22 protein-coding genes are annotated in these 23,014 nt (G+C 54.7%); 8 read left to right on the forward strand and 14 right to left on the reverse strand.

All coding sequences use genetic code 11. From position 1 onward, the window contains the following. Nucleotide 1 precedes the first annotated feature (1 nt). The 7 genes from hisS to HCZ99_RS13770 all read right to left on the reverse strand — a co-directional run bounded on the left by hisS (nt 2) and on the right by HCZ99_RS13770 (nt 9,289). Nucleotides 2-1,243, reverse strand: coding sequence for a histidine--tRNA ligase (hisS, locus tag HCZ99_RS13740; RefSeq protein ID WP_167447594.1), 1,242 nt, complete (start codon nt 1,241-1,243; stop codon nt 2-4). 128 nt (nt 1,244-1,371) lie between these two features. Continuing rightward, nucleotides 1,372-2,496 carry a flavodoxin-dependent (E)-4-hydroxy-3-methylbut-2-enyl-diphosphate synthase gene (ispG, locus tag HCZ99_RS13745; RefSeq protein WP_167447595.1) on the reverse strand — a complete coding sequence of 375 codons (1,125 nt, stop codon included), beginning with the start codon at nt 2,494-2,496 and terminating at the stop codon, nt 1,372-1,374. 178 nt (nt 2,497-2,674) lie between these two features. After that, nucleotides 2,675-3,931, reverse strand: coding sequence for a helix-turn-helix domain-containing protein (locus HCZ99_RS13750; protein ID WP_254869618.1), 1,257 nt, complete (start codon nt 3,929-3,931; stop codon nt 2,675-2,677). 168 nt (nt 3,932-4,099) lie between these two features. After that, the gene (ptsP, locus tag HCZ99_RS13755; protein WP_167447597.1) at nt 4,100-6,382 is read right to left on the reverse strand and encodes a phosphoenolpyruvate--protein phosphotransferase; all 2,283 of its coding nucleotides are present in this window, start codon (nt 6,380-6,382) and stop codon (nt 4,100-4,102) included. 5 nt (nt 6,383-6,387) lie between these two features. Then, complete coding sequence (locus HCZ99_RS13760) at nt 6,388-7,416, reverse strand: NAD(P)H-dependent flavin oxidoreductase (protein ID WP_167447598.1); 1,029 nt, start codon at nt 7,414-7,416, stop codon at nt 6,388-6,390. 177 nt (nt 7,417-7,593) lie between these two features. Continuing rightward, nucleotides 7,594-8,814 carry an aspartate kinase gene (locus tag HCZ99_RS13765; RefSeq protein WP_167447599.1) on the reverse strand — a complete coding sequence of 407 codons (1,221 nt, stop codon included), beginning with the start codon at nt 8,812-8,814 and terminating at the stop codon, nt 7,594-7,596. A 145-nt stretch (nt 8,815-8,959) separates the two neighbouring features. Continuing rightward, complete coding sequence (locus HCZ99_RS13770) at nt 8,960-9,289, reverse strand: hypothetical protein (protein WP_167447600.1); 330 nt, start codon at nt 9,287-9,289, stop codon at nt 8,960-8,962. Between the two features lie 122 nt (nt 9,290-9,411). Between HCZ99_RS13770 and ubiG the strand changes: the two genes are divergently transcribed. Beyond that, on the forward strand, nt 9,412-10,170 hold the full coding sequence (gene ubiG / locus HCZ99_RS13775; RefSeq protein WP_167447601.1) for a bifunctional 2-polyprenyl-6-hydroxyphenol methylase/3-demethylubiquinol 3-O-methyltransferase UbiG: 759 nt from the start codon (nt 9,412-9,414) through the stop codon (nt 10,168-10,170). An 82-nt stretch (nt 10,171-10,252) separates the two neighbouring features. Here the strand turns inward: ubiG and HCZ99_RS13780 are convergent, their stop codons facing one another. Continuing rightward, the gene (locus tag HCZ99_RS13780; RefSeq protein ID WP_167447602.1) at nt 10,253-11,686 is read right to left on the reverse strand and encodes a GGDEF domain-containing protein; all 1,434 of its coding nucleotides are present in this window, start codon (nt 11,684-11,686) and stop codon (nt 10,253-10,255) included. A gap of 277 nt (nt 11,687-11,963) precedes the next feature. After that, complete coding sequence (locus HCZ99_RS13785) at nt 11,964-12,398, reverse strand: DUF1178 family protein (protein WP_167447603.1); 435 nt, start codon at nt 12,396-12,398, stop codon at nt 11,964-11,966. 116 nt (nt 12,399-12,514) lie between these two features. Here HCZ99_RS13785 and HCZ99_RS13790 point away from each other — a divergent pair, with 116 nt between their 5' ends. Together HCZ99_RS13790 and HCZ99_RS13795 are read left to right on the forward strand one after the other, a co-directional pair. After that, complete coding sequence (locus HCZ99_RS13790) at nt 12,515-13,057, forward strand: class I SAM-dependent methyltransferase (protein ID WP_167447604.1); 543 nt, start codon at nt 12,515-12,517, stop codon at nt 13,055-13,057. A 148-nt stretch (nt 13,058-13,205) separates the two neighbouring features. Further along, on the forward strand, nt 13,206-15,119 hold the full coding sequence (locus HCZ99_RS13795) for a PhoX family protein (protein WP_167447605.1): 1,914 nt from the start codon (nt 13,206-13,208) through the stop codon (nt 15,117-15,119). 118 nt (nt 15,120-15,237) lie between these two features. Here the strand turns inward: HCZ99_RS13795 and HCZ99_RS13800 are convergent, their stop codons facing one another. After that, a complete protein-coding gene (locus tag HCZ99_RS13800) occupies nt 15,238-15,777 on the reverse strand; it encodes a YHS domain-containing (seleno)protein (RefSeq protein ID WP_175581511.1) in 540 nt (179 codons plus the stop codon). Between the two features lie 231 nt (nt 15,778-16,008). On the opposite strand from HCZ99_RS13800, the gene HCZ99_RS13805 reads away from it, so the two are divergent. The 3 genes from HCZ99_RS13805 (at nt 16,009) to HCZ99_RS20515 (ending at nt 16,863) form a co-directional block, all read left to right on the forward strand. Then, nucleotides 16,009-16,392 carry a VOC family protein gene (locus tag HCZ99_RS13805; protein ID WP_167447606.1) on the forward strand — a complete coding sequence of 128 codons (384 nt, stop codon included), beginning with the start codon at nt 16,009-16,011 and terminating at the stop codon, nt 16,390-16,392. Further along, on the forward strand, nt 16,370-16,549 hold the full coding sequence (locus HCZ99_RS13810) for a VOC family protein (protein WP_175581512.1): 180 nt from the start codon (nt 16,370-16,372) through the stop codon (nt 16,547-16,549). Before HCZ99_RS13805 ends, HCZ99_RS13810 begins: the two co-directional genes overlap by 23 nt. 62 nt (nt 16,550-16,611) lie before the next feature. Continuing rightward, nucleotides 16,612-16,863 (forward strand): VOC family protein, encoded by a 252-nt coding sequence (locus HCZ99_RS20515; RefSeq protein ID WP_175581513.1) that lies wholly within the window; start codon nt 16,612-16,614, stop codon nt 16,861-16,863. Nucleotides 16,864-16,928: 65 nt separating this feature from the next. Here the strand turns inward: HCZ99_RS20515 and HCZ99_RS13820 are convergent, their stop codons facing one another. After that, the gene (locus tag HCZ99_RS13820) at nt 16,929-17,765 is read right to left on the reverse strand and encodes a carbon-nitrogen hydrolase family protein (RefSeq protein ID WP_167447607.1); all 837 of its coding nucleotides are present in this window, start codon (nt 17,763-17,765) and stop codon (nt 16,929-16,931) included. A gap of 272 nt (nt 17,766-18,037) precedes the next feature. On the opposite strand from HCZ99_RS13820, the gene HCZ99_RS13825 reads away from it, so the two are divergent. Continuing rightward, on the forward strand, nt 18,038-18,709 hold the full coding sequence (locus tag HCZ99_RS13825; RefSeq protein WP_167447608.1) for a GntR family transcriptional regulator: 672 nt from the start codon (nt 18,038-18,040) through the stop codon (nt 18,707-18,709). A 300-nt stretch (nt 18,710-19,009) separates the two neighbouring features. On the opposite strand, the gene grxC is transcribed toward HCZ99_RS13825, so the two are convergent. Together grxC and HCZ99_RS13835 are read right to left on the reverse strand one after the other, a co-directional pair. After that, the gene (gene grxC / locus HCZ99_RS13830) at nt 19,010-19,267 is read right to left on the reverse strand and encodes a glutaredoxin 3 (protein WP_167447609.1); all 258 of its coding nucleotides are present in this window, start codon (nt 19,265-19,267) and stop codon (nt 19,010-19,012) included. Between the two features lie 136 nt (nt 19,268-19,403). Continuing rightward, a complete protein-coding gene (locus HCZ99_RS13835; RefSeq protein WP_167447842.1) occupies nt 19,404-20,159 on the reverse strand; it encodes a ComF family protein in 756 nt (251 codons plus the stop codon). 191 nt (nt 20,160-20,350) lie between these two features. On the opposite strand from HCZ99_RS13835, the gene HCZ99_RS13840 reads away from it, so the two are divergent. After that, entirely contained in the window at nt 20,351-21,268 is a 918-nt protein-coding gene (locus tag HCZ99_RS13840; RefSeq protein WP_167447610.1) for a methyltransferase domain-containing protein, read from the forward strand. 13 nt (nt 21,269-21,281) lie between these two features. Here the strand turns inward: HCZ99_RS13840 and HCZ99_RS13845 are convergent, their stop codons facing one another. Then, complete coding sequence (locus HCZ99_RS13845; protein ID WP_167447611.1) at nt 21,282-22,985, reverse strand: methyl-accepting chemotaxis protein; 1,704 nt, start codon at nt 22,983-22,985, stop codon at nt 21,282-21,284. Nucleotides 22,986-23,014: the final 29 nt, after the last annotated feature.

A 23,014-nucleotide genomic window follows, 5' to 3' on the forward strand; every position in this document is an offset into this window, starting at 1 on the left:
CTCATCCTTTGCTGATCACGTCAGCCAGTTGATCAAGGGCAACTTCACGCTGCTCACCTTTATCAAGGTCACGCAACTGCGCCACACCGTTTGCCAATTCATCATCGCCAAGGATCACGGCCATGCGTGCGTTGGCTTTATCGGCACGCTTCATGCGTTTTTTCATATTGCCCGAATAACCCAGCTCAACCGCAATCCCAGCTTCGCGCAGGCTCTGCGCAAGGGTCCGGCATTTTGCTTCGGCCGCGTCTCCCATCGGGATCAACGCAACCGGGCGCGGACCCGCCGGGGCTTCACCCACCATCAGGGCCAAACGCTCAACACCCGCGGCCCAGCCAACACCGGCGGTCTGCGGGCCGCCCATGGTTGAAATCAGGCCATCATAACGGCCACCGGCCATCACCGTGCCCTGCGCACCAAGGGTGTTGGTGGTGAATTCGAAACAGGTGTGGCAATAATAATCAAGGCCACGCACCAAACGCGGGTTCAATTCGTAATTGATCCCGATATCGCCAAGCCCTTCGGTCAGGCCCTTAAAGAATTCCTGACTGTGCGCATTCAGGTACTCGGCAAACAGCGGCGCATTGGCCACCAATTCGCGGTCGCCTTCATCCTTGGAATCAAGAATACGCAGCGGGTTCTTTTCAAGACGATTACGGCTGTCTTCTGACAGTTTATCGAAATGCCCCTTAAAGTAATCGACCAGAACATCGCGATATGCCGCACGGCTTTCCGGATCACCAAGGGTATTAAGCTCAAGCGTGATGCTGTCCCAAAGACCAAGCGCCTTAAGGATATGCGCACCATAGCCGATCATCTCGATATCACCGGCAACCTGTTCCACACCCAGAAGTTCCGCACCGATCTGGTGGAACTGACGCTGGCGGCCTTTTTGCGGACGCTCATAACGGAACATCGGGCCGTAATAGCTGACCTTTACCGGCGACATTTGCTGCATGCCGTTTGACATATACGCACGCGCAATCCCCGCCGTTCCTTCGGGACGCAGCGTGATCTGCTCACCGCCGCGATCTTCAAACGTGTACATTTCCTTGGTCACGACATCGGACGTATCGCCAAGGGTGCGGGCAAAGACATCGGTAAATTCAAAGATCGGCGTGGTCATGCGGTGATAACCATACAACTCGCCAATGTCGCGTGCAGTATTCGCGATATGATCCTGCAATCGGTTCTGTTCAGGCAGAAGGTCATGCGTACCACGGACGGGTTGAAGCGATGCCACTTTGGGGTCTCCGATCTAAGTTTAATTCCAGCACTTTACGCCCAATGCATTTGGCGCAAATTCTTGCAAACATGAAAATAGCTTCCCGCCAGTGTGGCGGAAAGCTAAAACTGATTAAGACAACTTTGCTATTCCGCCGCTGCCAGTTTGGCGGCTTCTTCGGCCTCGATCTTTGCCGCACGTTCTTCGACCAACTCAACGATATGGTCGACCATCTTTTCCGTGCTGACATTATGATCCGGGCGTCCGGAAATATACATTTTGTGGTTGCCGCCACCGCCACCCGTCAAACCGATATCGGTTTCACGCGCTTCGCCCGGACCATTGACGATACAGCCAATGATCGACAGCGAAATCGGGGTCGAAATATGTGCCAAACGTTCTTCAAGGGCCGCGACGGTTTCCACCACGTTAAAGCCCTGACGCGCACAAGACGGGCACGAAATGATCTGCACACCACGGGTCCGAAGACCAAGCGATTTTAGGATATCAAACCCGACATGGATTTCCTCAACCGGATCGGCTGACAGCGACACGCGCAACGTGTCCCCAATACCGGCCCACAAAAGGTTGCCCATCCCGATGGATGATTTCACCGTCCCACCGCGCAGGCCACCGGCCTCGGTAATGCCAAGATGCAGCGGATAATCACAGGCTTCTGCCAGCCCATAATAGGCCGCAACTGCCAGGAACACATCCGACGCCTTGACCGAAATCTTGAATTCACGGAAATCAAGGTCTTCAAGGATTTTGGCGTGGTTTAACGCACTTTCGACCATCGCCTCTGGGCACGGTTCGCCGTAACGCTCAAGCAGCTCTTTTTCCAACGACCCGGCATTCACACCGATCCGCATCGAACAGCCATGATCTTGGGCGGCTTTGACAACTTCGCGCACACGCTCGGTCGATCCGATATTGCCGGGGTTAATCCGCAAGCACGCAGCACCGGCTTCGGCGGCTTCAATCGCGCGCTTATAATGGAAATGGATGTCGGCAACGATTGGGACATTGACCTGTTTGACAATGTCTTTCAGCGCAAAGGATGATTCCTGATCCGGGCAGGACACGCGCACGATATCTGCACCGGCCTCTTCCAACCGATGGATCTGCGCGACAGTCGCGTTCACATCGGTGGTCAGGGTGTTTGTCATCGACTGCACCGAGATCGGTGCGTCTCCGCCAACTTCCACATTTCCAACACGGATTTTGCGGCTTTGGCGGCGTTCAATATCACGATATGGGCGGACGCTCATTTCCGGTTCCAAAATGTTCAAGGTATCTTGTGGTGTATATAGCTTATCAAACGCCGATTAGAAACCGTTGGCTTGCGGATTTTCTCTGCGATCTTGCATGGCAGGTGCGAAAAAGGCGACCCAACCGGGTCGCCTTTGGCATTTAATCTGTCACATCTACCGTTTATCGGCGTCGTGTTTACTGAGAAGCTTGGGCTTGTGAATTTTCCAAGTCATCCACATTCAACGAGAAGTCCGACATCACCGCACCATACTCACCAACCGGAAGAGCTTGGCTTCCGTCGATGCTATAGGTCAATGCGCCTGCATTCCCAACTTCAAGCTTAAGCCCGTCACGGTTTGGCACGCGGTAAGTATCACCCGCGGTCAACATCCGGGTCAGCAACACAGTGCCATCGGCTTCGCGAATACGAACCCAGCTGGTTTCAACCGCTGAAATGGTCACACGGCTGTCAACATTGACCGCGCCAAACACACGCGCCCCGCCCGCATCACCAACTTCTGGTGCATCGGGCACAGATGCCACTTCCGCAGCCGGGGCTGCTGGCGTGTTCTGGGCTGTGTTTTCGGCTGCGTTCTCAGTCGTCGCTTCGGCTGTCGCCTCTGGTGCTGGCTCAGCTGGTGCCTGCGCAACTTCTGGCGTTTCCAACGCCGCAGCAGGTGACGCACCTTGTGTTGCCGGTGCCTGTGCGACTTCTGCCGCTGGTGCTTCGGCTTGCTCTGCCGGTGCGGCGGCTTCTGCCTGCTCAGTTGGGGCATCTACTGCTTCTGATGCGACTTGATCGCCAGATGCATCCGCGGTTTCGGTGGTTGCCGCTGTATTTGCTGTATCCGCACCTTCATCAGAACCGGTTGCCGATGCTTGATCGGTCTGCGGAACACGAAGGGCGTCAGAACCACTGCCTTCGGACGACGCTTCGGCTGCTTGCGCATCGGCGGCGTTTTCAAGTGTGCGTGGTTCTCTGGTGTCTGATGTTGGCGTGGTATAGCTCGCCAATTGCTGCGGCAGCGGATCGACCAGATCGGCAATGGTTTTGCCCTGGCTCGACAAGTAGTACCACCCGCCATACGCACCAAGCCCAAACAGGGCCGCGATCAAAAGAACCGCCCCGCCCGGAACCCGGCTTTCTTGAACCGGTTTGGGGAATGACAATTCCGACCGCACTGCCGGCGCGTGGCTTTCCTCGCGGAAGCGACGCGTAATCTCTGCCCCATCAAGACCAAGATGCTCGGCATATGCTTTCACAAAGCCAAGGCCATAGGGTCCTTTGGGCAACAGCGCAAAGTCACTATTTTCGATGGCTTCGATGTAAATTTTGCGAATACGAAGCAGTTGGCAAACGTCATCAACGGATTGCCCTAAACCCAACCGGGTCGTTTTTAACAGATGGCCGACTTCGGCATCTTTTCCGAACTGGTTGTTCTCTGCTTCCATATTAATATCATTCGAGGGATTATCCCCGGACAAAGGCCTGAAACGCAGGCGCCCGCGGGCATCCTCATTCAAATGATCATCCTTTCGCTTTTTGACCGCCAATTCACGCACCCCCACGTTACGATCTAGCAACAAACTAACAGATATCCCCACCAAAAGCGATTGTTTTTAAAGTTTTACACCGTGATCTATTGCAAAAGCCTTAAGACGAGATCGCAGAGATCTGGTGGAATTATCCATAATCGTCAGAACATAACGCTCAACTTCAGATTTACACATACTTCTAACCATTTCCTTTACAGGACCGATCGAAGCAGGCGCCATAGATAAACGCTTTATTCCCAAACCGATAAGGGCCATGGCTTCCAACGGCCGACCGGCCATCTCGCCACAAATGGTTAAGCGTACACCTTGGGCGTCACACAGCGTCACCAACTGGCGCATAAATGCAAAAACACTTGGTGACAATGTATCATATCGTCCTTCTATCCGCGGATTACCACGGTCAGCTGCAAACATAAATTGCAGCAAGTCATTGGTCCCCACGGATAAAAAGTCGACCCGTTTAAGCAATGCGGGTGCCTGCCAGATCAAGGCGGGCACTTCAAGCATCGCACCGACTTCAACTTTGCGCGGAATAAATCCGCGTGCGGCTTCGCGTTTTAACTGCTCATCAAGGACGGCTTTGGCCTGATCAAATTCCGCAACCTCGGCAATCATCGGGAACATGATATAAAGATCGCGGTCATGTCCGGCCCGGATCAATGCGCGCAGCTGATGAACCAACACAGCCGGCCGATCCAGCGTAATGCGGATCGAACGCCACCCCATCGCGGGGTTCTCTTCTGTCATATCTTCCCAATAGGGCAACAATTTGTCACCGCCGACATCCAGCGTCCGGAACACAATCGGGCGGCCTTCGGCCTGCTCAAAGATACGGTTATACAGTTTCGTCTGATCGGTGATGTCGGGCATGGCCGACCGCACCATGAACGGGATTTCCGTCCGATACAGGCCAATCCCGTCTGCCCCGCTTTCAATCACATGGGGCACATCAATCAAAAGCCCGGCATTCACATTCAGCGAAACATCCACCCCGTCCGTCGTGCAAGACGGCATGTCGCGCATCTGGGCATAAAGGGCCTTGCGTTCTGCGCGCGCTGTCAGTGCCCCGTCAATAACCGCGCGCACATCTTCACTTGGCCGCACAAAGAGCTGCGCATTATCCGCATCCACAATCAGCGGATCACCGGCCTCGACCTTGTTAAGAACCCCCTTAACCCCGCCAAGCACCGGAATATCAAGTGCACGTGCAACAATCGCAACATGGGAGGTGTGCGACCCTTCTTCAAGGGCAAGCCCGCGTAAAAGCTTGTGATCGTAGTCCAAAAGCTCCGCCGGGCCGATGTTGCGTGCCACCAGAATGATTTCTTCGGGCAGGTCGCCAAAGGCCGGGGATTGATACTGCCCGGACAAATGCTGCAACAACCGATTGGCAAGATCTTCAAGGTCCTGCAACCGTTCGCGCAAATACGGATCGGTGACTTGCGCCATGCGTGCACGCGTGTCGTCATGCACCTTTTGCACGGCAGCCTCGGCGGTAAGGCCGGTATGAACCGCCTCGGTAATCCGGTTCAGCCACCCGGTATCTTGCGCAATCATCCGATAGGCTTCAAGGATGTCACCGGGATCATCGGCCTCATCAAGGCCGTCAATATCGGACACCGCCTCAAGCATCTTATCAAGATGGTTTTGCAGGCCGCGCATCGCTTCGCGCAGCCGTGTTAATTCTTCTTCCGGGTCATCAGAAACCATGCGGTCAATGACGATGCGCGGTTCATGCAAAACCGCAATCCCCTTGCCGATCCCCGGTGCAAGTCGCGCCCCGCCAAGGCGCAGCGGCAACAGCGCGATCCCATCGGTTGGCATCAATTCATCGCGGCTGACAAGCTCGCCACCCGCCACCATTTCGGCCAGCACCATGGCAACGTTTTCAAGCGCTTCTTGCTCGTCTTCGGAATATTGCCGTTCGGTGCGGTTCTGCACGGCCAACACGCCGATGATCCGGCCCCCGCGCAGGACCGGCACACCGATCATGGAATGATAAATTTCCTCACCCGTTTCCGGGCGATAGGCAAAGTTCGGATGGCTTTGCGCATCTTTAAGGTTCAAGGGCCGCGCATGGGCGGCAACAAACCCGACAATGCCTTCCCCGACCCGAAGGCGGGTCATGTGGATGGCTTCTTTGGACAGACCACATGTCGCAAACAGCTCAAGCACTTCGCCCGCGCGCATGACATAGACCGAACACACCTCTGCGACCATATCGGCCGCAATGATGGTCACGATCTGTCCAAGGCGTTCCTCCGCCGTCCCCGGTCCGGCCATAACATCGCGGACGCGCTTTAAAAGGCGTCGCGGGCCAGAAACTGCGGCGGAGGGAATGCTCATGTGTCTTAGCTGTCTCTCTTAACCAAAGATTGAACGGCCTGTTCGACCAGCTCATCAAGAATTTCGGAAACCGGTTGTTCTTTCTTTACCATACCAACCGACTGTCCTGCCATAACCGATCCGCTTTCCACATCACCATCAATCACGGCCCGGCGCAATGCACCCGCCCAGAAATGTTCAATTTCAAGCTGTGCCGCGCCTTGATCTAGCTCACCCGCGCGGAACTTTTCGATCACCGAACGCTGTTTTTCACGGAATTCATCCGTCCCCTTATTGGCAAGGGCACGCACCGGAATAACCGGGAACCGTTCATCAAGCTGAACCGTGGTGATCGCATCGCGCGCACTGGCCCGGATAAATGCTTTTTTGAAATCAGGATGGGCAATGCATTCTTCGGCACACACCAAACGCGTGCCAATCTGAACACCCGATGCCCCCTGCTCAAGCAAACCGGTAATTGCTTCACCGCGGCCAATCCCCCCGGCACAGAACACCGGAATATCGGCAACATGAGGCAAAATTTCTTGTGCCAGAACCGTCAACGATACCGGGCCAACATGGCCACCGGCTTCGCTGCCTTCAATCACCAGCGCATCGGCACCGGATCGGATCAGCTTTTTGGTCAAAACAAGCGCCGGGGCGAAACAAATCACCTTGGCAAATTCTTTGGCCTTTTTGATTGATGCTGACGATGGCAACCCACCGGCCAGAACCACATGCCCGACATTATGTTCGCGGCAAACCTCAATCAAATCATCAAGCATCGGGTGCATGGTGATCAGATTGACGCCAAATGGCTTGGATGTCATTTCCTTGGTTGCGGCGATTTCAGCTGACAGCAAGTCAGGCGTCATCGAGCCACACGCAATCACCCCAAAACCGCCCGCATTCGACACAGCCGATACAAGGTGACGTTCTGACACCCACGACATTGCGCCCGCCATAATGGCGTAGTCGGTGCCCAGAAAGTCCTTGCCCGCTGCCCACAATTCTTCAAGGCGCGCGCGTGCTGCGTCAAATTTCGGATCGCTCATATTCTATGTTCCCCAAAGCAGAAATGCAGGGAACGCGTGTTTCCCTGCCATTTCATCATAACGGCCAAGACAGATCGTCCCAGCCAGAGCACATCTAAGGCAACATGCTCTACTATGTAATATTACACGTAATTTAACAGTGCCTTAATCGCCTAAAAAGCGATAGCACCCTGAAAATTAATCCGCGTCCAGACCGTATGCGGTGTGCAAGGCACGGACCGCAAGCTCGGTATATTCCTCGGCGATCAGAACACTGACCTTAATTTCCGAGGTGGAAATGACCTGAATGTTGATGCCCTTTTCCGCAAGGGTTTCAAACATTTTGCGGGCCACCCCAACGTGGGATCGCATGCCAACACCAATGATCGACACTTTGGTCACATCAGACGTGCTCAGCAATTCCTGATACGCGATTTCAGGTTTGTTTTTTTCAATCACCTGAAGCGCACGCTGGAATTCTCCGCGCGGAACGGTAAAGGTCATGTCCGTGCTTTTGCCGTCTTCAGAGACGTTCTGCACGATCATATCGACATTGATATTCGCCTCAGCCAACGGGCTGAAGATAGAAGCAGCGATGCCCGGCTTGTCCGCAACTTTAACCAAGGTAATCTTGGCTTCGTCACGGCTATAGGCAATCCCGCTCACGACTTCCTGTTCCACGATTTCGTCCTCGTCTACAACAAGTGTTCCTTCTGCTTCGCTAAAGGTCGACCGGACCTGCACCCGAACGCGATGGTTCATGGCCATCTCGACGGAACGGGTCTGAAGGACCTTCGCACCCAGCGAAGCCAGTTCCAGCATTTCTTCGTAGGTAATCTTTTCGATCTTGCGTGCCTTGGGCACAATGCGCGGGTCGGTGGTATAAACACCTTCAACATCGGTGTAGATATCGCAACGATCTGCTTTCAACGCCGCGGCCAAGGCCACCGCCGATGTATCAGACCCACCACGCCCAAGTGTCGTGATCCGGTTGTCCGGCGCGATCCCCTGGAACCCGGCAACACAAACGACTTCGCCGCCATTCATGCGCTTATCAAGTTCGGTGGTATCGATATCCTTGATCCGGGCCTTGGCATGGGCGCCATCGGTCCGAAGCGGAATTTGCCATCCCAACCATGACCGCGCAGGCACATCCATGCTTTGCAATGCCATGGCCAAAAGACCGACAGTCACCTGCTCGCCCGATGATACGATGACGTCATATTCACGCGCATCATACATCGGCGACACTTCCTGTGCCCAGCCAACCAGTTCGTTGGTCTTGCCCGACATCGCGGAAACAACAACAGCAACCTGATTGCCGGCATCCACCTCGGATTTGACCCGACGCGCGACATTCTTGATTTTTTCGACATCAGCGACCGAAGTGCCGCCAAATTTCATGACAATACGGGCCATGAAGTATCCCCGCTATGCTCGCCGTCGATCGGCTATCCGAAAATGACGGTATGTGATCCGGTCCCGAACAGGTGCGCTTGTGAATTAAAGCCGCCAATTACAGCCACCAATTACAGCCACAAGTCTCCTGATCCGGGCGGCGTTATCAATACTGCCATCCGCCGTATGAAACAAGCATCAACCAAACCGAGAAACGCCGCTTTTGCATTTTTTCCGTGCGAAAAACGAACCGATCTGTTTCGAACAGGGTGATTTTGTGAAATTTTCCACCAATTTTACCCAATAACCCTGAGGAACCATACCCTTTACGCAACGCTCCCTTTCCAAAAGCCAACAGGAAAACAACTGATCGCTGACTATCCCAACCGGCCTTGCGCGCACACCGCACAGCATATAACACCACGCATCCAAGCACGGCTCTCGCCCCACAGGCGAACAGATCGGAATGCCCCGCGTGATGCAGCTCGGCAAACACACAATCATCTGACAGTCATCTGACATTTCCCCGACCCCACATGCAGCACAGTCTTGCCTTGCCCGTCTGGCACGCGTAAACAGGGCATTCCACATTTGAATTCACGCCTTCGGAGCCACGCCATGTCGGATGCATCCGCCAAAACCAGCCGTACCGCCAATAGCGAGGAAATCGCACGTTTTTCCGCAATGGCCGAAAAATGGTGGGATCCCAATGGCGTGATGAAGCCGCTGCATAAATTCAATCCGGTGCGTTTGGAACTGCTGCGCGATAACATTTGCGCCCATCTGGGCCGCGATCCAAACACCATTGAACCGCTCAAAGACATCGAAATCATCGATATCGGCTGTGGTGCCGGGCTTCTGTCTGAACCGCTTGCGCGCATGGGGGCCAAAATGACCTCGCTTGATGCCGCGCAAAACAATATCGACGTTGCCAAGGTCCACGCCATGCAGTCGGGTCTGGAAATTGATTATCGCTGTGGCACGCCGGAAATGCTGGCCGACGAGGGCAAGCAGTTTGACATCGTGCTGAATATGGAAGTCATCGAACATGTCGATGATCCGCAATTCTTCATGCAGGCCTGTGCATCGGTTCTCAAACCGGGCGGCTTGATGTTTATCGCCACCCTGAACCGGACCTTGAAATCCCTTGCCTTGGCCAAGATTGGCGCGGAATACGTTCTGCGCTGGGTTCCCGCAGGCACCCATGACTGGCGCAAATTCGTCAAACCGTCAGAAATGTCGGGTTACTTGCGCGGTGCGGGGCTGAACATGGTCGATATCACCGGTGTTGCCTATAACCCGATGAATGACACATGGGCACCTGCCCCGCGTGATCTTGACATCAATTACATGGTCATCGCGCAAAAGCCTGAATAAGCTTGCGCCATAACGCATAACGCCCAGCCAACACCAACGCCGACACAGACGCTAAAGTGCCGCAAAACGGGTTGATCGCCGCCTAAAGCGCGACCACCCTGTTGCGGCCTTCGGCCTTCGCACTATACATCCCGTTATCTGCCTGCCCGATCAGGTTTTCCAACATCTCGACCTTGTCGAGTTCCCGGCTCACGACACCAATGCTGGCCGTGATCGTGATCGGGGTGCCATCGGCGGTCGGCACATGTGTTTCTTCCACCGCCTTTCGCAACCGATGTGCAAGCGCTTGCGCATCAATTGGCGCCATATCGGGCAACAGCAGGCTAAACTCCTCGCCGCCCAGTCGGGCAAACAGGTCTTGGTCGCGCAGATTGGCGGAAATGATTTTGGAAATCGCGATCAACGCCTGATCCCCGGCCCGATGCCCATAGGTATCATTGATCGATTTAAAGTGATCAAGATCAAGCACCATCACGCTCAGCCGCCCCTTTTGCGCGGCAACCGCTTCGACCATGGCTTGGCCCATCGCCATAAACGCCCCACGTGTGAGTGTGCCGGTCAAAAAATCATGCTTGGCGGCATGGGCCAGCCGGTCCACCAACTCAGATCGTTCACGGTCAATCGCGGCAACCGTCAACGGACCAAAGGCCAGCATCGCAATCCCCAAACGCAGCGACAATGTCCCCAAATACGGATTTTCCGGGTCCGGCACCGTGGCAATCATGTCAAATTCCAATCCCGCCATCAGCCACGGCGCGATCAGTGTAATCAAAAACGCCACCACCGGCAGCCGATAGGTCAGCGTACACCACAACAACGCCGGCAGCGGAAAGACCACAGCACCTGGCCCGCGCACCACCGTCACCATGGCCACACTGATAAACAGCAAAACTGCCGGGACGAAAATATAGAACGATTTGACGGCAAACTCTTCGCGCAGGTCCGCATACAGACCAGATCGCCACGCCGCCCGGGTTAACGGCACCATCAATGCAAACGGCAAAATCACCATAAACGCGACAAAGTTCGACGACGCCCAAAACATGAACGACACCAACGGATCGCCCTGCATCGCGACACCTTCGGCGACACTGGCAACAAGCCCCGCTGCCACCGATGCGGCCGAACTAATCAAAAACAGATACAGGATCGAAACAGCGCGTTTTAAAAACTGGTCCTCGGCACTTAAAAGCGCAAACAGGTATACACCAACCGCAACACTGGCAAGATTGGGCAAGCTATACAAAACCGCCTTCACAGGGCTGGCCCCGGTGATTAGGTCCGCTGCCAAATACCCGGCAAATGCCGCCAACCAGCCAAGCGGCGTGTGGGCTTCTTTAACGCGAATAAATGCCACCAGCAAAAGCGCATTTGCCGGCCACAACACCGCCAACATGCCTTCAGGCCGGGTAGAAATTCCCGCCAAGGCCGATACAAAAATAAGGATGCCAACGCCAAACGCCCCCAAAACATATGGCGTGAACCTGAAATAAGCCGCCTGCAACAACGCCCCCATTTAACAACTGCAATCCTGTATAGGAACGCTATCGCACACAATTACGCCGCAGGAACCACCTTGTTCCCGCGGCTCCACAATTTATATTAGAATATAAGCGTTTTCGTTAAATCTTTGGCAGCAAAACCGAAATCGGCCTCAAACCCAAAGCTTCAAACCCAAAGCACAAAACAAGGTAAGCACGTCCGCAGAAGAAATCCGCACAAGAAAACATGTGCCCCCAAAACCACCTTTGGGGGCGTTATCGATCACTTCTTGCGCTGCCAGGGTCCGAACCCTAGTTCTTTTTGGTTTTGTCGTCCCAAGGCAAGGCATGCACATCAATGCCTTCATCGACCAGCTCAACCGCTTCCTTGATCGATGCTTCGCCGTAAATGCCGCGCTTTTCGGTCTCGCCGTAATGGATTTTGCGCGCTTCTTCGGCGAATTTGGTCCCGACATTTTCGCAGTTGGTTTCAACCTGTTTGCGGATTTCGGCAATGGCGGCTTGTGTGGCTTGGGTGACGGCGACTTGGCGCTGCTTTTCCTGCGCCTCTTCTTTTTGGCGCGATGTGCGCAACCGTGGGGCCATCAACGCCTTGCCGACATTGGACGTCCCGCACACCGGACAGGACAAATCCCCACCGGCGGCCTGCGCGTCATAAGTCGCGCCGTCCTTGAACCAGCCTTCAAATTCGTGATCATGTTCGCATTTAAGCTGAAATAGAATCATGATGGTGTTTGCAGAAACCGTATTGTTCGTATGACGATAAGATAACTGTAATATGGACTGTCTGGGCGATGATCGCCAGTCAGGTGAGAAACCTTCAATAAACAAGATTTATAAAAATGTCATCCCAATTGCCATCCCCTTCCCCATCGCCTTGGATCACGCAGCACGCCCCGGCCCCCAAGCCAGCGCAAAATCATGCCCTCGACCTTGCATGTGGCACCGGCCGACACAGCTTTTGGCTGGCCGATCACGGATGGCAGGTCACCGCCCTTGATCGCGATCTGTCAAAAACCGACTGTGCTGCCAATCCTACGATCAATTGGCAACAGGCCGACCTTGAAACCGGCACGTGGCCCCTTGGTGACCAGCAATTTGATCTGATTGTCGTCGTCAATTACCTGCACCGGCCCCTGTTTGAACATCTGCGCGATGCAGTGCGGCAGGGCGGCTTCCTGATCTACGAGACCTTTATGATCGGGAACGCGGCATTTGGTCGCCCGCGATCACCGGATTTCCTGCTCCGCCCCGACGAACTCAAAGATACATTTTCCGACTGGACCCTCCTTGCCCACCAGCAAGGCCCGATTTACGCGCATAACGGTGATGAAATTCGCGCGATAAAACAATCGATTGTCGCGCAAAAGCCGTCAAAAACCTGATCAAAAGGTGCTTTGAAAATCGACTGCAATAAATCCGTAACGTCCTGTTTTTGCAAAAAGAAACATAACTTTCACAATCAAAACTTTTCGTTTCTGGCATTTTCTTCCCAGCCATTTCCCGCATAAGGCCCGTTGAGAGAGAAAAGCCATGAGCGATAAATACGAAATCATCGAAGATAGCGACGATATCCCGTCCAACCCGACCAACAATCCGCGCATCGACGATCTGATCAGTGCCCGCCTTTCCCGGCGTGGCTTTTTCAAGGGCCTGATGGCAACATCGGCTGTTGTGGGTGCCGGCATCGCGACCCGTGGTGCCGCCAAGGCGGCCCCTGCCTCAACCCTGACCTTTAAGTCGATCCCGCAGAAAATTACCGAAACCCACGCGGTTGCCGATGGCTATGACGCCAACGTGCTGATCCGCTGGGGTGACAAGGTTGTCGCCGACGCACCGGCATTCGTGCCCGGTCAGGTTGACGCCGCTGCGCAGAACAAACAGTTTGGCTACAATAATGACTTTGTCGCCTTTATGCCGCTGCCGGTCGGGTCGAACAATTCCGATCACGGCCTGCTGTGCGTCAGCCACGAATACACCAATGCCGAACTGATGTGGCCGGGCCTCGAAGACGGCATGGGGGCCAGCAAGGAACAGGCCCTTCACGAAATTGCCGCCCATGGTCATTCGGTCATTGAAATCAAAAAATCTGGCAATACGTGGCAGGTTGCTGACGGATCCGACTATGCCCGTCGCATTTCCCCGCTTGATACCGAAATGCAGATTACCGGCCCTGTGGCCGGTCATGACCGCCTTAAAACCAAGACCGATCCGACCGGCACACGCGTGATCGGCACGCTCAACAACTGTGCGGGTGGCAAAACCCCATGGGGTACGGTCCTGATCGCCGAGGAAAACTTCAACGGTTACTTTGGCGGCGACATTGCCAAAACCAGCGAAGAACGCAACTACAAGCGTTTGGGCATCAGCAAGGACAGCTGGTATTCATGGGTCAAATATTTCGACCGTTTCAACGTTGAAAAGGACCCGAACGAGCCAAACAAATTTGGCTGGATGGTCGAAATCGATCCCTATGATCCAACCTCGATGCCCAAAAAGCGCACCGCCCTTGGCCGCTTCAAGCACGAAGGCGCGACCGTGATCCTGAATAAGGACAACTCGGTTGTTGCCTATTCCGGTGACGATCAGCGCTTTGACTATCTCTATAAATTCATTGCCACGAACAAATACAATCCGAATGACCGTGCGGCGAACATGGACCTTTTGGAAAACGGCACACTGTATGTCGCCAAATTCCATGATGATGGCAGCCTCGACTGGATGCCGCTGAACTTTGGCGAAGGCCCGCTCACAGCGGAAAATGACTTCCACAGTCAGGCCGATGTTCTGATCGAAACCCGACGTGCCGCCGACCTTTTGGGGGCCACCCAGATGGACCGTCCCGAAGACGTCGAACCGAACCCGGTCAATGGCAAGGTCTATGTCATGCTGACCAACAACTCCAAACGCAAGGAAGGCAACGCACCGAACCCGCGTGCAGCCAACCCGCATGGTCACGTGCTTGAACTCACCCCTCCGGGTGGGCGCGGCAAGGATGCCGATCACACCGCAAGTCGCTTTAATTGGGACATCATGATTGCCGGGGGCAACCCGGCGGTTGCCGATCACAAGGCGGTCTACCATCCCGCCGCCGAAAGCTGGGTTTCCTGCCCGGACAACATGGCAATCGACCATCGTGGGCGTCTTTGGATCTCCACCGATGGCGCACCGAAATCCGACATTCCTGATGGCATGCACGCCACCGATGTCGATGGTCCGGGCCGTGCGCTGACCAAGTTCTTCTTTGCCTGCCCGGTTGGCGCAGAAATGTGCGGCCCGGAATTCACCCCGGATGGAAAGACGCTGTTCCTTGCTGTTCAGCATCCCGCTGACGGGTCAACTTTTGACACGCCAAGCACCCGCTGGCCGGACTTCCAGGCGAAACTGCCACCCCGTCCGTCGGTCGTGGCTGTCACCAAAAATGACGGCGGCGAAATCGCAGGCTAATCCCTGCCGTCGCTTCCCGTCTTTCAACGCAAAACGCACCGGTCCCTTTGCCGGTGCGTTTTTGTTTGTTTGGTTGTTTGTTTGGTTGTTTGTTTGGTTGTTCACTGCCGATGCGTGATCACTTAATCGGCGCTGGCCCGCCATAGGTACCATCATTGTCACTGATATCGGTCCAGTTATCATCTGACGCGTCATCGGGCTCAAGATCGGTCCAATTTTCATTCGCGGTGCTGATATAATCGTTGGCATCCGCACTCCATGTTTCCGCGACCTCGGGCGTGATGTTTAGATAAAGCTGCCCATCGACAATCCGCCACAGGTTCGGGTTGGCGGGCACTTTCGCATCCTTGGCAACGCCAAACGCGCAATGACCATCATATTTCGGGGCATATTTCGCCGGATTGGCTAAAAACATGTCGCGGTTTTCGGCGGACGAAAACGCCCATGTCGCCCCATTATAATCGGCGGTAATATCGGCCCTGCCCGGCACCGCTCGCGGCGGCATCATGCCCGGTTCTTTTTGCGCCAAATTAAAATAGGCCACCGCGTCATAGCCACTTACCGCAAAGCCGGTTTCATCTACATATTGCGCCCCGGCAACGGCTGCACCCGTCATCCCCACCAACACAGCAGCACTCATCATCAATCGCTTGAACATATCTCGTTTCTCCGGTCCAATTAACGCACTCAGTTAAAGCCATGCGCCCAGAATGGCGCAGGCGACCGCAAAATCGAAATGACGTCGCGACACTGTTTCGTGAATGTGTGTGAGGGCAAAACCCTGTTACGAAAAAATCAGTGATTTTCGACACAAAAAGCCCTTGACCTAAACTTAAGTTAAGGAATTACCAAGGAAGCATCAGTTCCATTTAAGAAAAAGGAAACCGCCATGACTGCTGCATTTCTCGAACATGTGAATTTCACCGTTTCCGATCCCGCCAAGACCGCGCAGAATTTGTGTGACTGGTTTGGCTGGCATGTCCGCTGGCATGGCGATTCGATCTATAATGGCACCACCTATCACGTCGGCAGCGACACCAGCTATGTCGCGCTCTATTCGCAAGGCGATCCAAACGAAGGGCACGAAACGTCTTACACCACGCGCGGCGGGATGAACCATGTTGCCATTGTGGTCGATGATCTCGATGCCACCGAACACCGCATCAAGGCCTCGGGGATCGAAACCTTTAACCACGCCAACTACGATCCCGGCCGCCGCTTCTATTTCCGCGACGCCGACGACATCGAATTTGAAGTGGTCAGCTACGCCTAACCATGTCGCCATTGTGGTCGATGATCTCGATGCCGCCAAACAAGGCATCAAGGCCGCCGGGGTCGAAACCTTTAACCACGCCAACGACGATCCCGGCCGCCGCTTCCATTTCCGCGACGGCGACGGCATCGAGTTCGAAGTCGTCAGCGACACCTAACCATGTCGCCATTGTGGTCGATGGTCTCGAGGCCACCGAACACCGCATCAAGGCCGCCAGGATTGAAACCTTCGACCACGCCAACGACGATCCCGGCCGCCGCTTTTATTTCTGCGACGGCGATGACATCGAATTTGAAGTCGTCAGCGACGCCTAACCCTGTCGCCATTGTGGTCGATGATCTCGATGCCACCAAACAACGCATCAAGGCCGCCGGGATCGAAACCTTCGACCACGCCAACGACGATCCCGGCCACCGCTTCTATTTCCGCGACGGCGACGACATCGAATTTGAAGTGGTCAGCTACGCCTAACCATATGGGCGCTTACGGGGCACGAGATTTTCGGGTTTGCCGGGCTTACTTGGTTTTCTGCGGCGCTAGCACGGTTGATAGCTCTGATCGTTTTGCAGCGACGGCACCATCCGTCGCACTTCCTCGACCCGATCCAGATCGATCTCGGCGGTGACAAAGCCGGGTTCGGTCCCGCCATCGGCCAAAACAGTGCCCCACGGATCAATGATCAGCGAATGACCAAAGGTTTGCCGATTACCCGGATGGTCACCGCACTGCGCGGCGGCAATGACAAAACAGCCATTTTCAATCGAGCGCGCCTTTAACAAGGTATGCCAGTGCGCCTGCCCGGTTGTCCGGGTAAAGGCCGCCGGGATGCTGAGCATCGTCGCACCAGCCTTGGCATAATCGCGAAACAGATGCCCAAACCGCACGTCATAGCAAATCGACACCCCGATCTTGCCAAACTCGGTCTCGGCGATCTTGGCGGCATTTCCGGGCCGGAATGTTTTGCTTTCGCGGTAGCTTTCCCCATTGGCCAGATCGACATCAAACATATGGATTTTATCATATGACGTGATCACCTGCCCCTCAGGCCCAATCACAAAACACCGATTGGCCACCCGGTCTTCATCCCGTTCCTCGCCGCTGACCTTCACATGCAACGACCCCACAATCAGGGTCGATTGCAGCTCGGCGGCCAAATCGCGGAAAAAGCTCAATGCCGGATGGTCATTTTCGGCAAAGGCGGCGGCACGCACCTTTTCCCCGCCAAATGACATCATCGACACGTTTTCGGGAAATGCGATCAACCGCGCCCCTGCCGCATGCGCATCACGGGCATAGGCCGCTGCGCGCGCAAGATTGTCGGACATATCATCACAGGAATTCACCTGAACACAGGCCGCCATGAAACGGGTCATCACGCAGTCTCCTTTTTATCATTTCCCGATGATGATGATGAAGATGTCAGCGCGATGCGGCAACAGTCATTTGCCAAAACTCATACAAATACAAATCAACGGTCCCGCGTGCGGATGACCACGTTCTGAACCGCTGCAACGACTTTTCACCAAAAACAAATAATCTCGATCATTATTCACAATTTATGATCAATCAGGGCTGGGGCAAATTTCGACTTTCGCGATATCAAATTAGTGTATACAGTATTCCACATACCCAAGAAGGATCGAAGATGGAACCTCTTTCCGGCCGTAAAAGTCTGACTGACGAAGTGCATGACCGTTTGGTCGACGCACTTTGTTCCGGTGCACTCCCTCCCGGAACACCCTTGCGTCAGGAAGCCTTGGCTGAGGAACTCAATGTCTCGCGGCAACCGGTGTTGCAAGCTCTAGGGTTGCTGCGGCGTGATGGACTGGTCGAACCGATGGGACGGCGCGGATATCGTGTTGCCCCGGTGGATGCCGATTTGGTCCGACACGTATATGACCTGCGAGAAGCGTTTGACGGGCTTGCGGCCCGTTTAGCCGCACATTCCTTGGCATCGGACCGGAAGTCGGGTCTGCGGGCTGCCATCGAACAGGGACACCACGCTCTGGGCAGCGGCGACACCGCAGAACTTGTTGCAGCCGACGTCGCATTCCATCAAACGATCTATCGCCTGTCGGGCAATCCCCTGTTGCCCGAAGCATCGGCCGCTGTGTGGCTGCAAATCCGGCGCGTGATGCATGCCGAACTCCAGAACGGATCGTCCCGAGATCCCATCTGGATTGAACATGAAACCATCGCCGACGCAATCTGTGCCGGCGATGGTCATCTTGCGCAAAAACTGGCGATTGAGCATACCCAAAATGCCAAAAAACGCCTGATTTCCAACATGCGCGATAGCGACAACACCCCAAACTAACCATCCCCTCGCGCCCCAATCCACCGCGCCATAAAAACAAAATGCGTGGTGGGACCAATAGGCAGCACCTCTTCGCCACCTTAGCCGTCCTTAGCAAACGCCGGCCAAATAGCACGTACCTGAACAAATCAGGGGGCGTTGGCAGCTCGTTTTGAAATCAGCACTGTTGTTTTACCGGACCAATTTTGACGCGACGCAGAGGCCTGTTGATGATGGTCACGGACAACTCGCCCCCAAAACGCAAAAACCCCGGCCAAAAGCCGGGGTTTTTATCATCATACAATTGCCTAAGCGATTGGATTAGGCCGAAAGTTTGGCGTCCAGACTGTTGGCAGCTTCAAGCGCCATCAGTTCGTCGCAGCCGCCGATATGTTCGTCATTGATGAAGATTTGCGGCACGGTATGTTTTCCGTTGGCACGGTCCATCATTTCCTTTTTGCGCTTTGGCTCCATCATCACGTCGATCAACTGGTACTTCGCACCTTTTTCTTCGAGCAGCTTGCGCGCACGCTTGCAATAGGGGCACCATTCGGTGGCGTAAACTTCAACTTTTGCCATATGGCATTCTCCTTATATTTTCACCGGTCCCGGTTTTCATGACCCTGAGATATACGTTAAATCAGAGAATGCAACATCTGGGATGGCGTAAAATCCGTTGTGAATGGCCGCCTTGTAACAGAAAATTTGTGCCGCGTCATCGCACCACACGCGCAACCGTGATCACAGATATGTGCGCAGCCCCGGCCCGCTTTAAAATTCGGGCACAGGCATTGGCCGTCGCCCCGGTGGTCAGCACATCATCAATCAGCACGATATGCGCCCCGGCCAAACCAAGACGCTGCGCACGGGCTTCATCGACGTTAAACGCCCCACCCACTTCGCGTTTGCGCGACGATGGCCCCAACCCGCCTAGGCTTCGAGTATAGCGCGCACGGCGCAGCACCACCCCGTCCCAGGCAATGCCGGTGTGGCGCGACAGCTTTTGCGCCAACAGTCCCGACTGGTTATAGCGGCGCGTCCATAATCGACGACGATGCAATGGCACGGGCAAAATCAAATCGGCCCCATCCCAAATGTCATGCCCGGCCTGAAACATCCAACGAGCCAAAAGCGGGGTTAAGTCCGTGCGATCCGCATGTTTGAAGCGCAAAAGATAATCGCGACTGTGATCATCATAGACAAGGGCAGCGCGCGCACGGTCAAAGGCAGGCGGCTTTTGATGGCACGGCCCGCACAGGGTTTCATCGTTGCCATCCCACCGCGTGTCAGCGGCATCAAGTTCAAACGGATATCCACAACAAGCACAATGGGGGGCAGTGATAAACCGCAAACCCGCCCAGCAGGTCGCACAGACCGCGTGGGTGGTGTCGGTCACATCCCCACAGCCCCCGCAACGCGGCGGTAAAATCGCATCAATCCCGACCCGCAATGCGGACCGCAAAAATGCCATTGCCAATATGGATTTCCCCCACGTGACGCCACACCCAAAACACGACAAACAGCCTATCATATACACGCATAAGGACAGCGGAAATTTCGGGGCAAGCTTGAATGCGATGAAGGTTGATTGCGCAATTGGCCCTGAGGTTCTATCTAAGTACAAATTCTTGTAACCCGATAAATGCCGGAGCTTCCCGCCCCATGGCCGATCCGATCACTGTCTTTGATCGACATATTTTAAAACTGCGTCGCGACCGTGCTGCCACCCGTGCGCAAGAGTTCAATTTCCTGTTTGCGGAAACCGCAGATCGGCTGGCAGACAGGCTGGAAGATACCACGCGAAACTTCCCGCATGCGGTTGATCTTGGCTGTCATAGTGGCGAATTGGGTGAGATCCTTGCGACCAGCAAGCGGATCGAGACCCTGCATCAGGCCGATATATCGCAGCGCTATGCCCATGCGGCGCGCGCCCAAAATGGCCGATCCAGCCTTGTGGCGGATGAAGAATTCCTGCCCTTTGCCGAAGGATCGCTTGATCTGATCTTATCGAACTTAAGCCTGCATTGGGTGAATGACCTGCCGGGTATGTTGCTTCAGGCGCGGCGCGCTTTGAAACCAGACGGGCTATTTTTGGCCTGTATGTTGGGCGGGGAAACCTTAAAGAACCTGCGCGAAGCACTGATGACGGCCGAGGCCGAAGAAGAAGGCGGTGTGTCCCCGCGTGTTTCGCCCTTTGTCGATATCAAGGATGCCGGGGCACTTTTACAACGCAGCGGATTTGCCCTGCCGGTGGTGGATGCCGATGACATCACGATTGATTATCCCGATGCATTAAAACTGATGCGCGATCTGTCGGGGATGGGCGAAAGCAACCTGATTGCCAAACGTTCCAAGAAATTCACCAAACGCAGCACCCTGGCCCGTGCCGCAGCGCTTTATCATGAGCGCCACGGCCGGGAAGATGGGCGTGTGCATGCCAAGTTTCAGGTGATCTATCTGACTGGCTGGGCGCCTGATGAAAGCCAGCCCAAGCCGCTGCGTCGTGGCAGTGGGCAAGTCAGTTTGGTTGATTTCCTCGGTGATGTGCCAGACAAGCCAACGCCGGAAGAAAACAACTAAAGCCACTTTAAACTTATGCCGCACGCACGGCGTCGACAAATTTACTGACCTCAGTGCGCAATGTATCTGCGGAACGAGACAGTTCGCGGGCACTGGTTAAAACGTCACCAGCCGCCTCGCCGCCTTCGCGGGCGGCCTCGCTGACTTGGGTGATCGCCGAATTCACCTCGCCGGTACCTTCGGAGGCTTGGCTGACATTGCGCGCAATTTCACTCGTCGCGGCATTTTGTTGCTCTACCGCGGCAGAAATGCTGGTTGAGGTATCACGTACTTCGGTAATCACCGCCGAAATGCCATCAATGGCATCCGCGGTTGACTGGGTCACGGTTTGTACTTCGACGATGTGAGTGGTGATGTCTTCGGTTGCCTTGGCGGTTTGGGTGGCAAGGTTTTTCACCTCGCTCGCGACCACCGCAAAGCCCTTGCCTGCGTCACCCGCACGGGCCGCTTCGATTGTGGCGTTCAACGCCAACAGATTGGTTTGCGATGCGATGTCCTGAATAAGGGTCACGACTTCGCCAATTTTCTGAACGGACGCCACCATCTGTTCGGCTGTCAGGCGGGTTTTGCCCGCATTTTCATTCGCTGCCCCGGTAATATTTGCGGCATTCTGCATCTGGCTGCCAATTTCACCGATCGAAGACGCCAATTCTTCACAGGCGGCAGCAACGGTTTCGACATTCGTTGACGCCTGATGGGAGGCCGATGCCACTGCTGCGGCCTGTGAATTTGCTTCTTCGAGGATAGAAGTCAATGTTTCAGCGGCTGTTTCAAGCTCAACCGCAGCGGATGCAACGACCGAGACGACGCCGCCAACCGTAACTTCAAAATCGTCGGCCAATTTATTGAGCTGCTTAATACGGCGTTCTTCGGCAAGACGTTCTTTTTCCTCGGCTTCTTCTTCAAGCTGGCGGGTACGCTGCATATTTTTCTGGAAGACTTCGATGGTTGTCGCGATGTCACCAATCTCGTCGCGTCGACCAACACCGTAGAGCTTAGTATCGATATTTCCGGCTGCAAGCTTTTGCAAAACGTCGACGATACGGCTAATTGGCGTGATAATGCCCGCGCGCGAGATATAAAAACCAAGAGCAAAGCCAAGCAAAATCGCCACACCAGAGAACACAAACATACCGGTGCGGGTGGTTTCAAACAGATCCGAAGACGCCGCCCCCAAGGACTTCATTCGGTTTTCGGCAAGCAACAGATAATCGCGGATCGTATCATTGAGTTTTCGGGCGTTTTCGCGATTAGAACGCGCCGCTGCGACAAGTTGTTCGCGCAGTTGGGCAACATTTTCGCCCGTGCTTTGGGCGGCAAGTTCAAGCGTTTGGGAAACCTCATCACGGTAAATTTCGTAGTTTACCAAAACTTGTTCGAGCTCTTCTTTGCGTTTGGGCCCGGCTGTTTTATTGAGGTTTTCGATGGTTTCGAGAAAGACGGTCTGTTCTCTTTGAATTGATTCCCGCATTTGCGCGATTGTATCGGGCTCGGGATCGGCCGCAATTCGGAATTCTGCGCGGTTCAACGACGTAACGACACGGAGCAGTCGACTGCCATCTGCGGCTTCTTCGCCTGCGATGCGGGTATTTTCGGATGATGAATATAATCGATCAAGCCCCCATATCCCGACACCTGTATTCACACACAGAAACAGCGACGAAAGTGCGATGACAATCAAGACTTTTGCCGAGATGCTAATTTGACCGAGATTCATAAAACTCTCCAATGACAATGCAGCTTTGA

It is taken from the genome of Thalassospira lucentensis (genome assembly GCF_011806425.1).
In the GTDB taxonomy this organism is placed as follows: Bacteria; Pseudomonadota; Alphaproteobacteria; order Rhodospirillales; family Thalassospiraceae; genus Thalassospira; species Thalassospira lucentensis_B.

Excerpts from the sequence above, each read along its gene's own strand:
- HCZ99_RS13760 (WP_167447598.1), bottom strand. The coding sequence starts at position 7,416 with ATGAGCGATCCGAAATTTGACGCAGCACGCGCGCGCCTTGAAGAATTG.
- ispG (WP_167447595.1), bottom strand. The coding sequence starts at position 2,496 with ATGAGCGTCCGCCCATATCGTGATATTGAACGCCGCCAAAGCCGCAAA.
- HCZ99_RS13840 (WP_167447610.1), top strand. The coding sequence starts at position 20,351 with ATGGCCGATCCGATCACTGTCTTTGATCGACATATTTTAAAACTGCGT.
- HCZ99_RS13845 (WP_167447611.1), bottom strand. The coding sequence starts at position 22,985 with ATGAATCTCGGTCAAATTAGCATCTCGGCAAAAGTCTTGATTGTCATC.
- grxC (WP_167447609.1), bottom strand. The coding sequence starts at position 19,267 with ATGGCAAAAGTTGAAGTTTACGCCACCGAATGGTGCCCCTATTGCAAG.
- HCZ99_RS13780 (WP_167447602.1), bottom strand. The coding sequence starts at position 11,686 with ATGGGGGCGTTGTTGCAGGCGGCTTATTTCAGGTTCACGCCATATGTT.
- HCZ99_RS13835 (WP_167447842.1), bottom strand. The coding sequence starts at position 20,159 with ATGGCATTTTTGCGGTCCGCATTGCGGGTCGGGATTGATGCGATTTTA.
- HCZ99_RS13800 (WP_175581511.1), bottom strand. The coding sequence starts at position 15,777 with ATGTTCAAGCGATTGATGATGAGTGCTGCTGTGTTGGTGGGGATGACG.
- HCZ99_RS13820 (WP_167447607.1), bottom strand. The coding sequence starts at position 17,765 with ATGACCCGTTTCATGGCGGCCTGTGTTCAGGTGAATTCCTGTGATGAT.
- HCZ99_RS13795 (WP_167447605.1), top strand. The coding sequence starts at position 13,206 with ATGAGCGATAAATACGAAATCATCGAAGATAGCGACGATATCCCGTCC.
- ubiG (WP_167447601.1), top strand. The coding sequence starts at position 9,412 with ATGTCGGATGCATCCGCCAAAACCAGCCGTACCGCCAATAGCGAGGAA.
- HCZ99_RS13825 (WP_167447608.1), top strand. The coding sequence starts at position 18,038 with ATGGAACCTCTTTCCGGCCGTAAAAGTCTGACTGACGAAGTGCATGAC.
- HCZ99_RS13765 (WP_167447599.1), bottom strand. The coding sequence starts at position 8,814 with ATGGCCCGTATTGTCATGAAATTTGGCGGCACTTCGGTCGCTGATGTC.
- ptsP (WP_167447597.1), bottom strand. The coding sequence starts at position 6,382 with ATGAGCATTCCCTCCGCCGCAGTTTCTGGCCCGCGACGCCTTTTAAAG.
- HCZ99_RS13785 (WP_167447603.1), bottom strand. The coding sequence starts at position 12,398 with ATGATTCTATTTCAGCTTAAATGCGAACATGATCACGAATTTGAAGGC.
- HCZ99_RS13805 (WP_167447606.1), top strand. The coding sequence starts at position 16,009 with ATGACTGCTGCATTTCTCGAACATGTGAATTTCACCGTTTCCGATCCC.
- HCZ99_RS13790 (WP_167447604.1), top strand. The coding sequence starts at position 12,515 with ATGTCATCCCAATTGCCATCCCCTTCCCCATCGCCTTGGATCACGCAG.
- HCZ99_RS13750 (WP_254869618.1), bottom strand. The coding sequence starts at position 3,931 with ATGGAAGCAGAGAACAACCAGTTCGGAAAAGATGCCGAAGTCGGCCAT.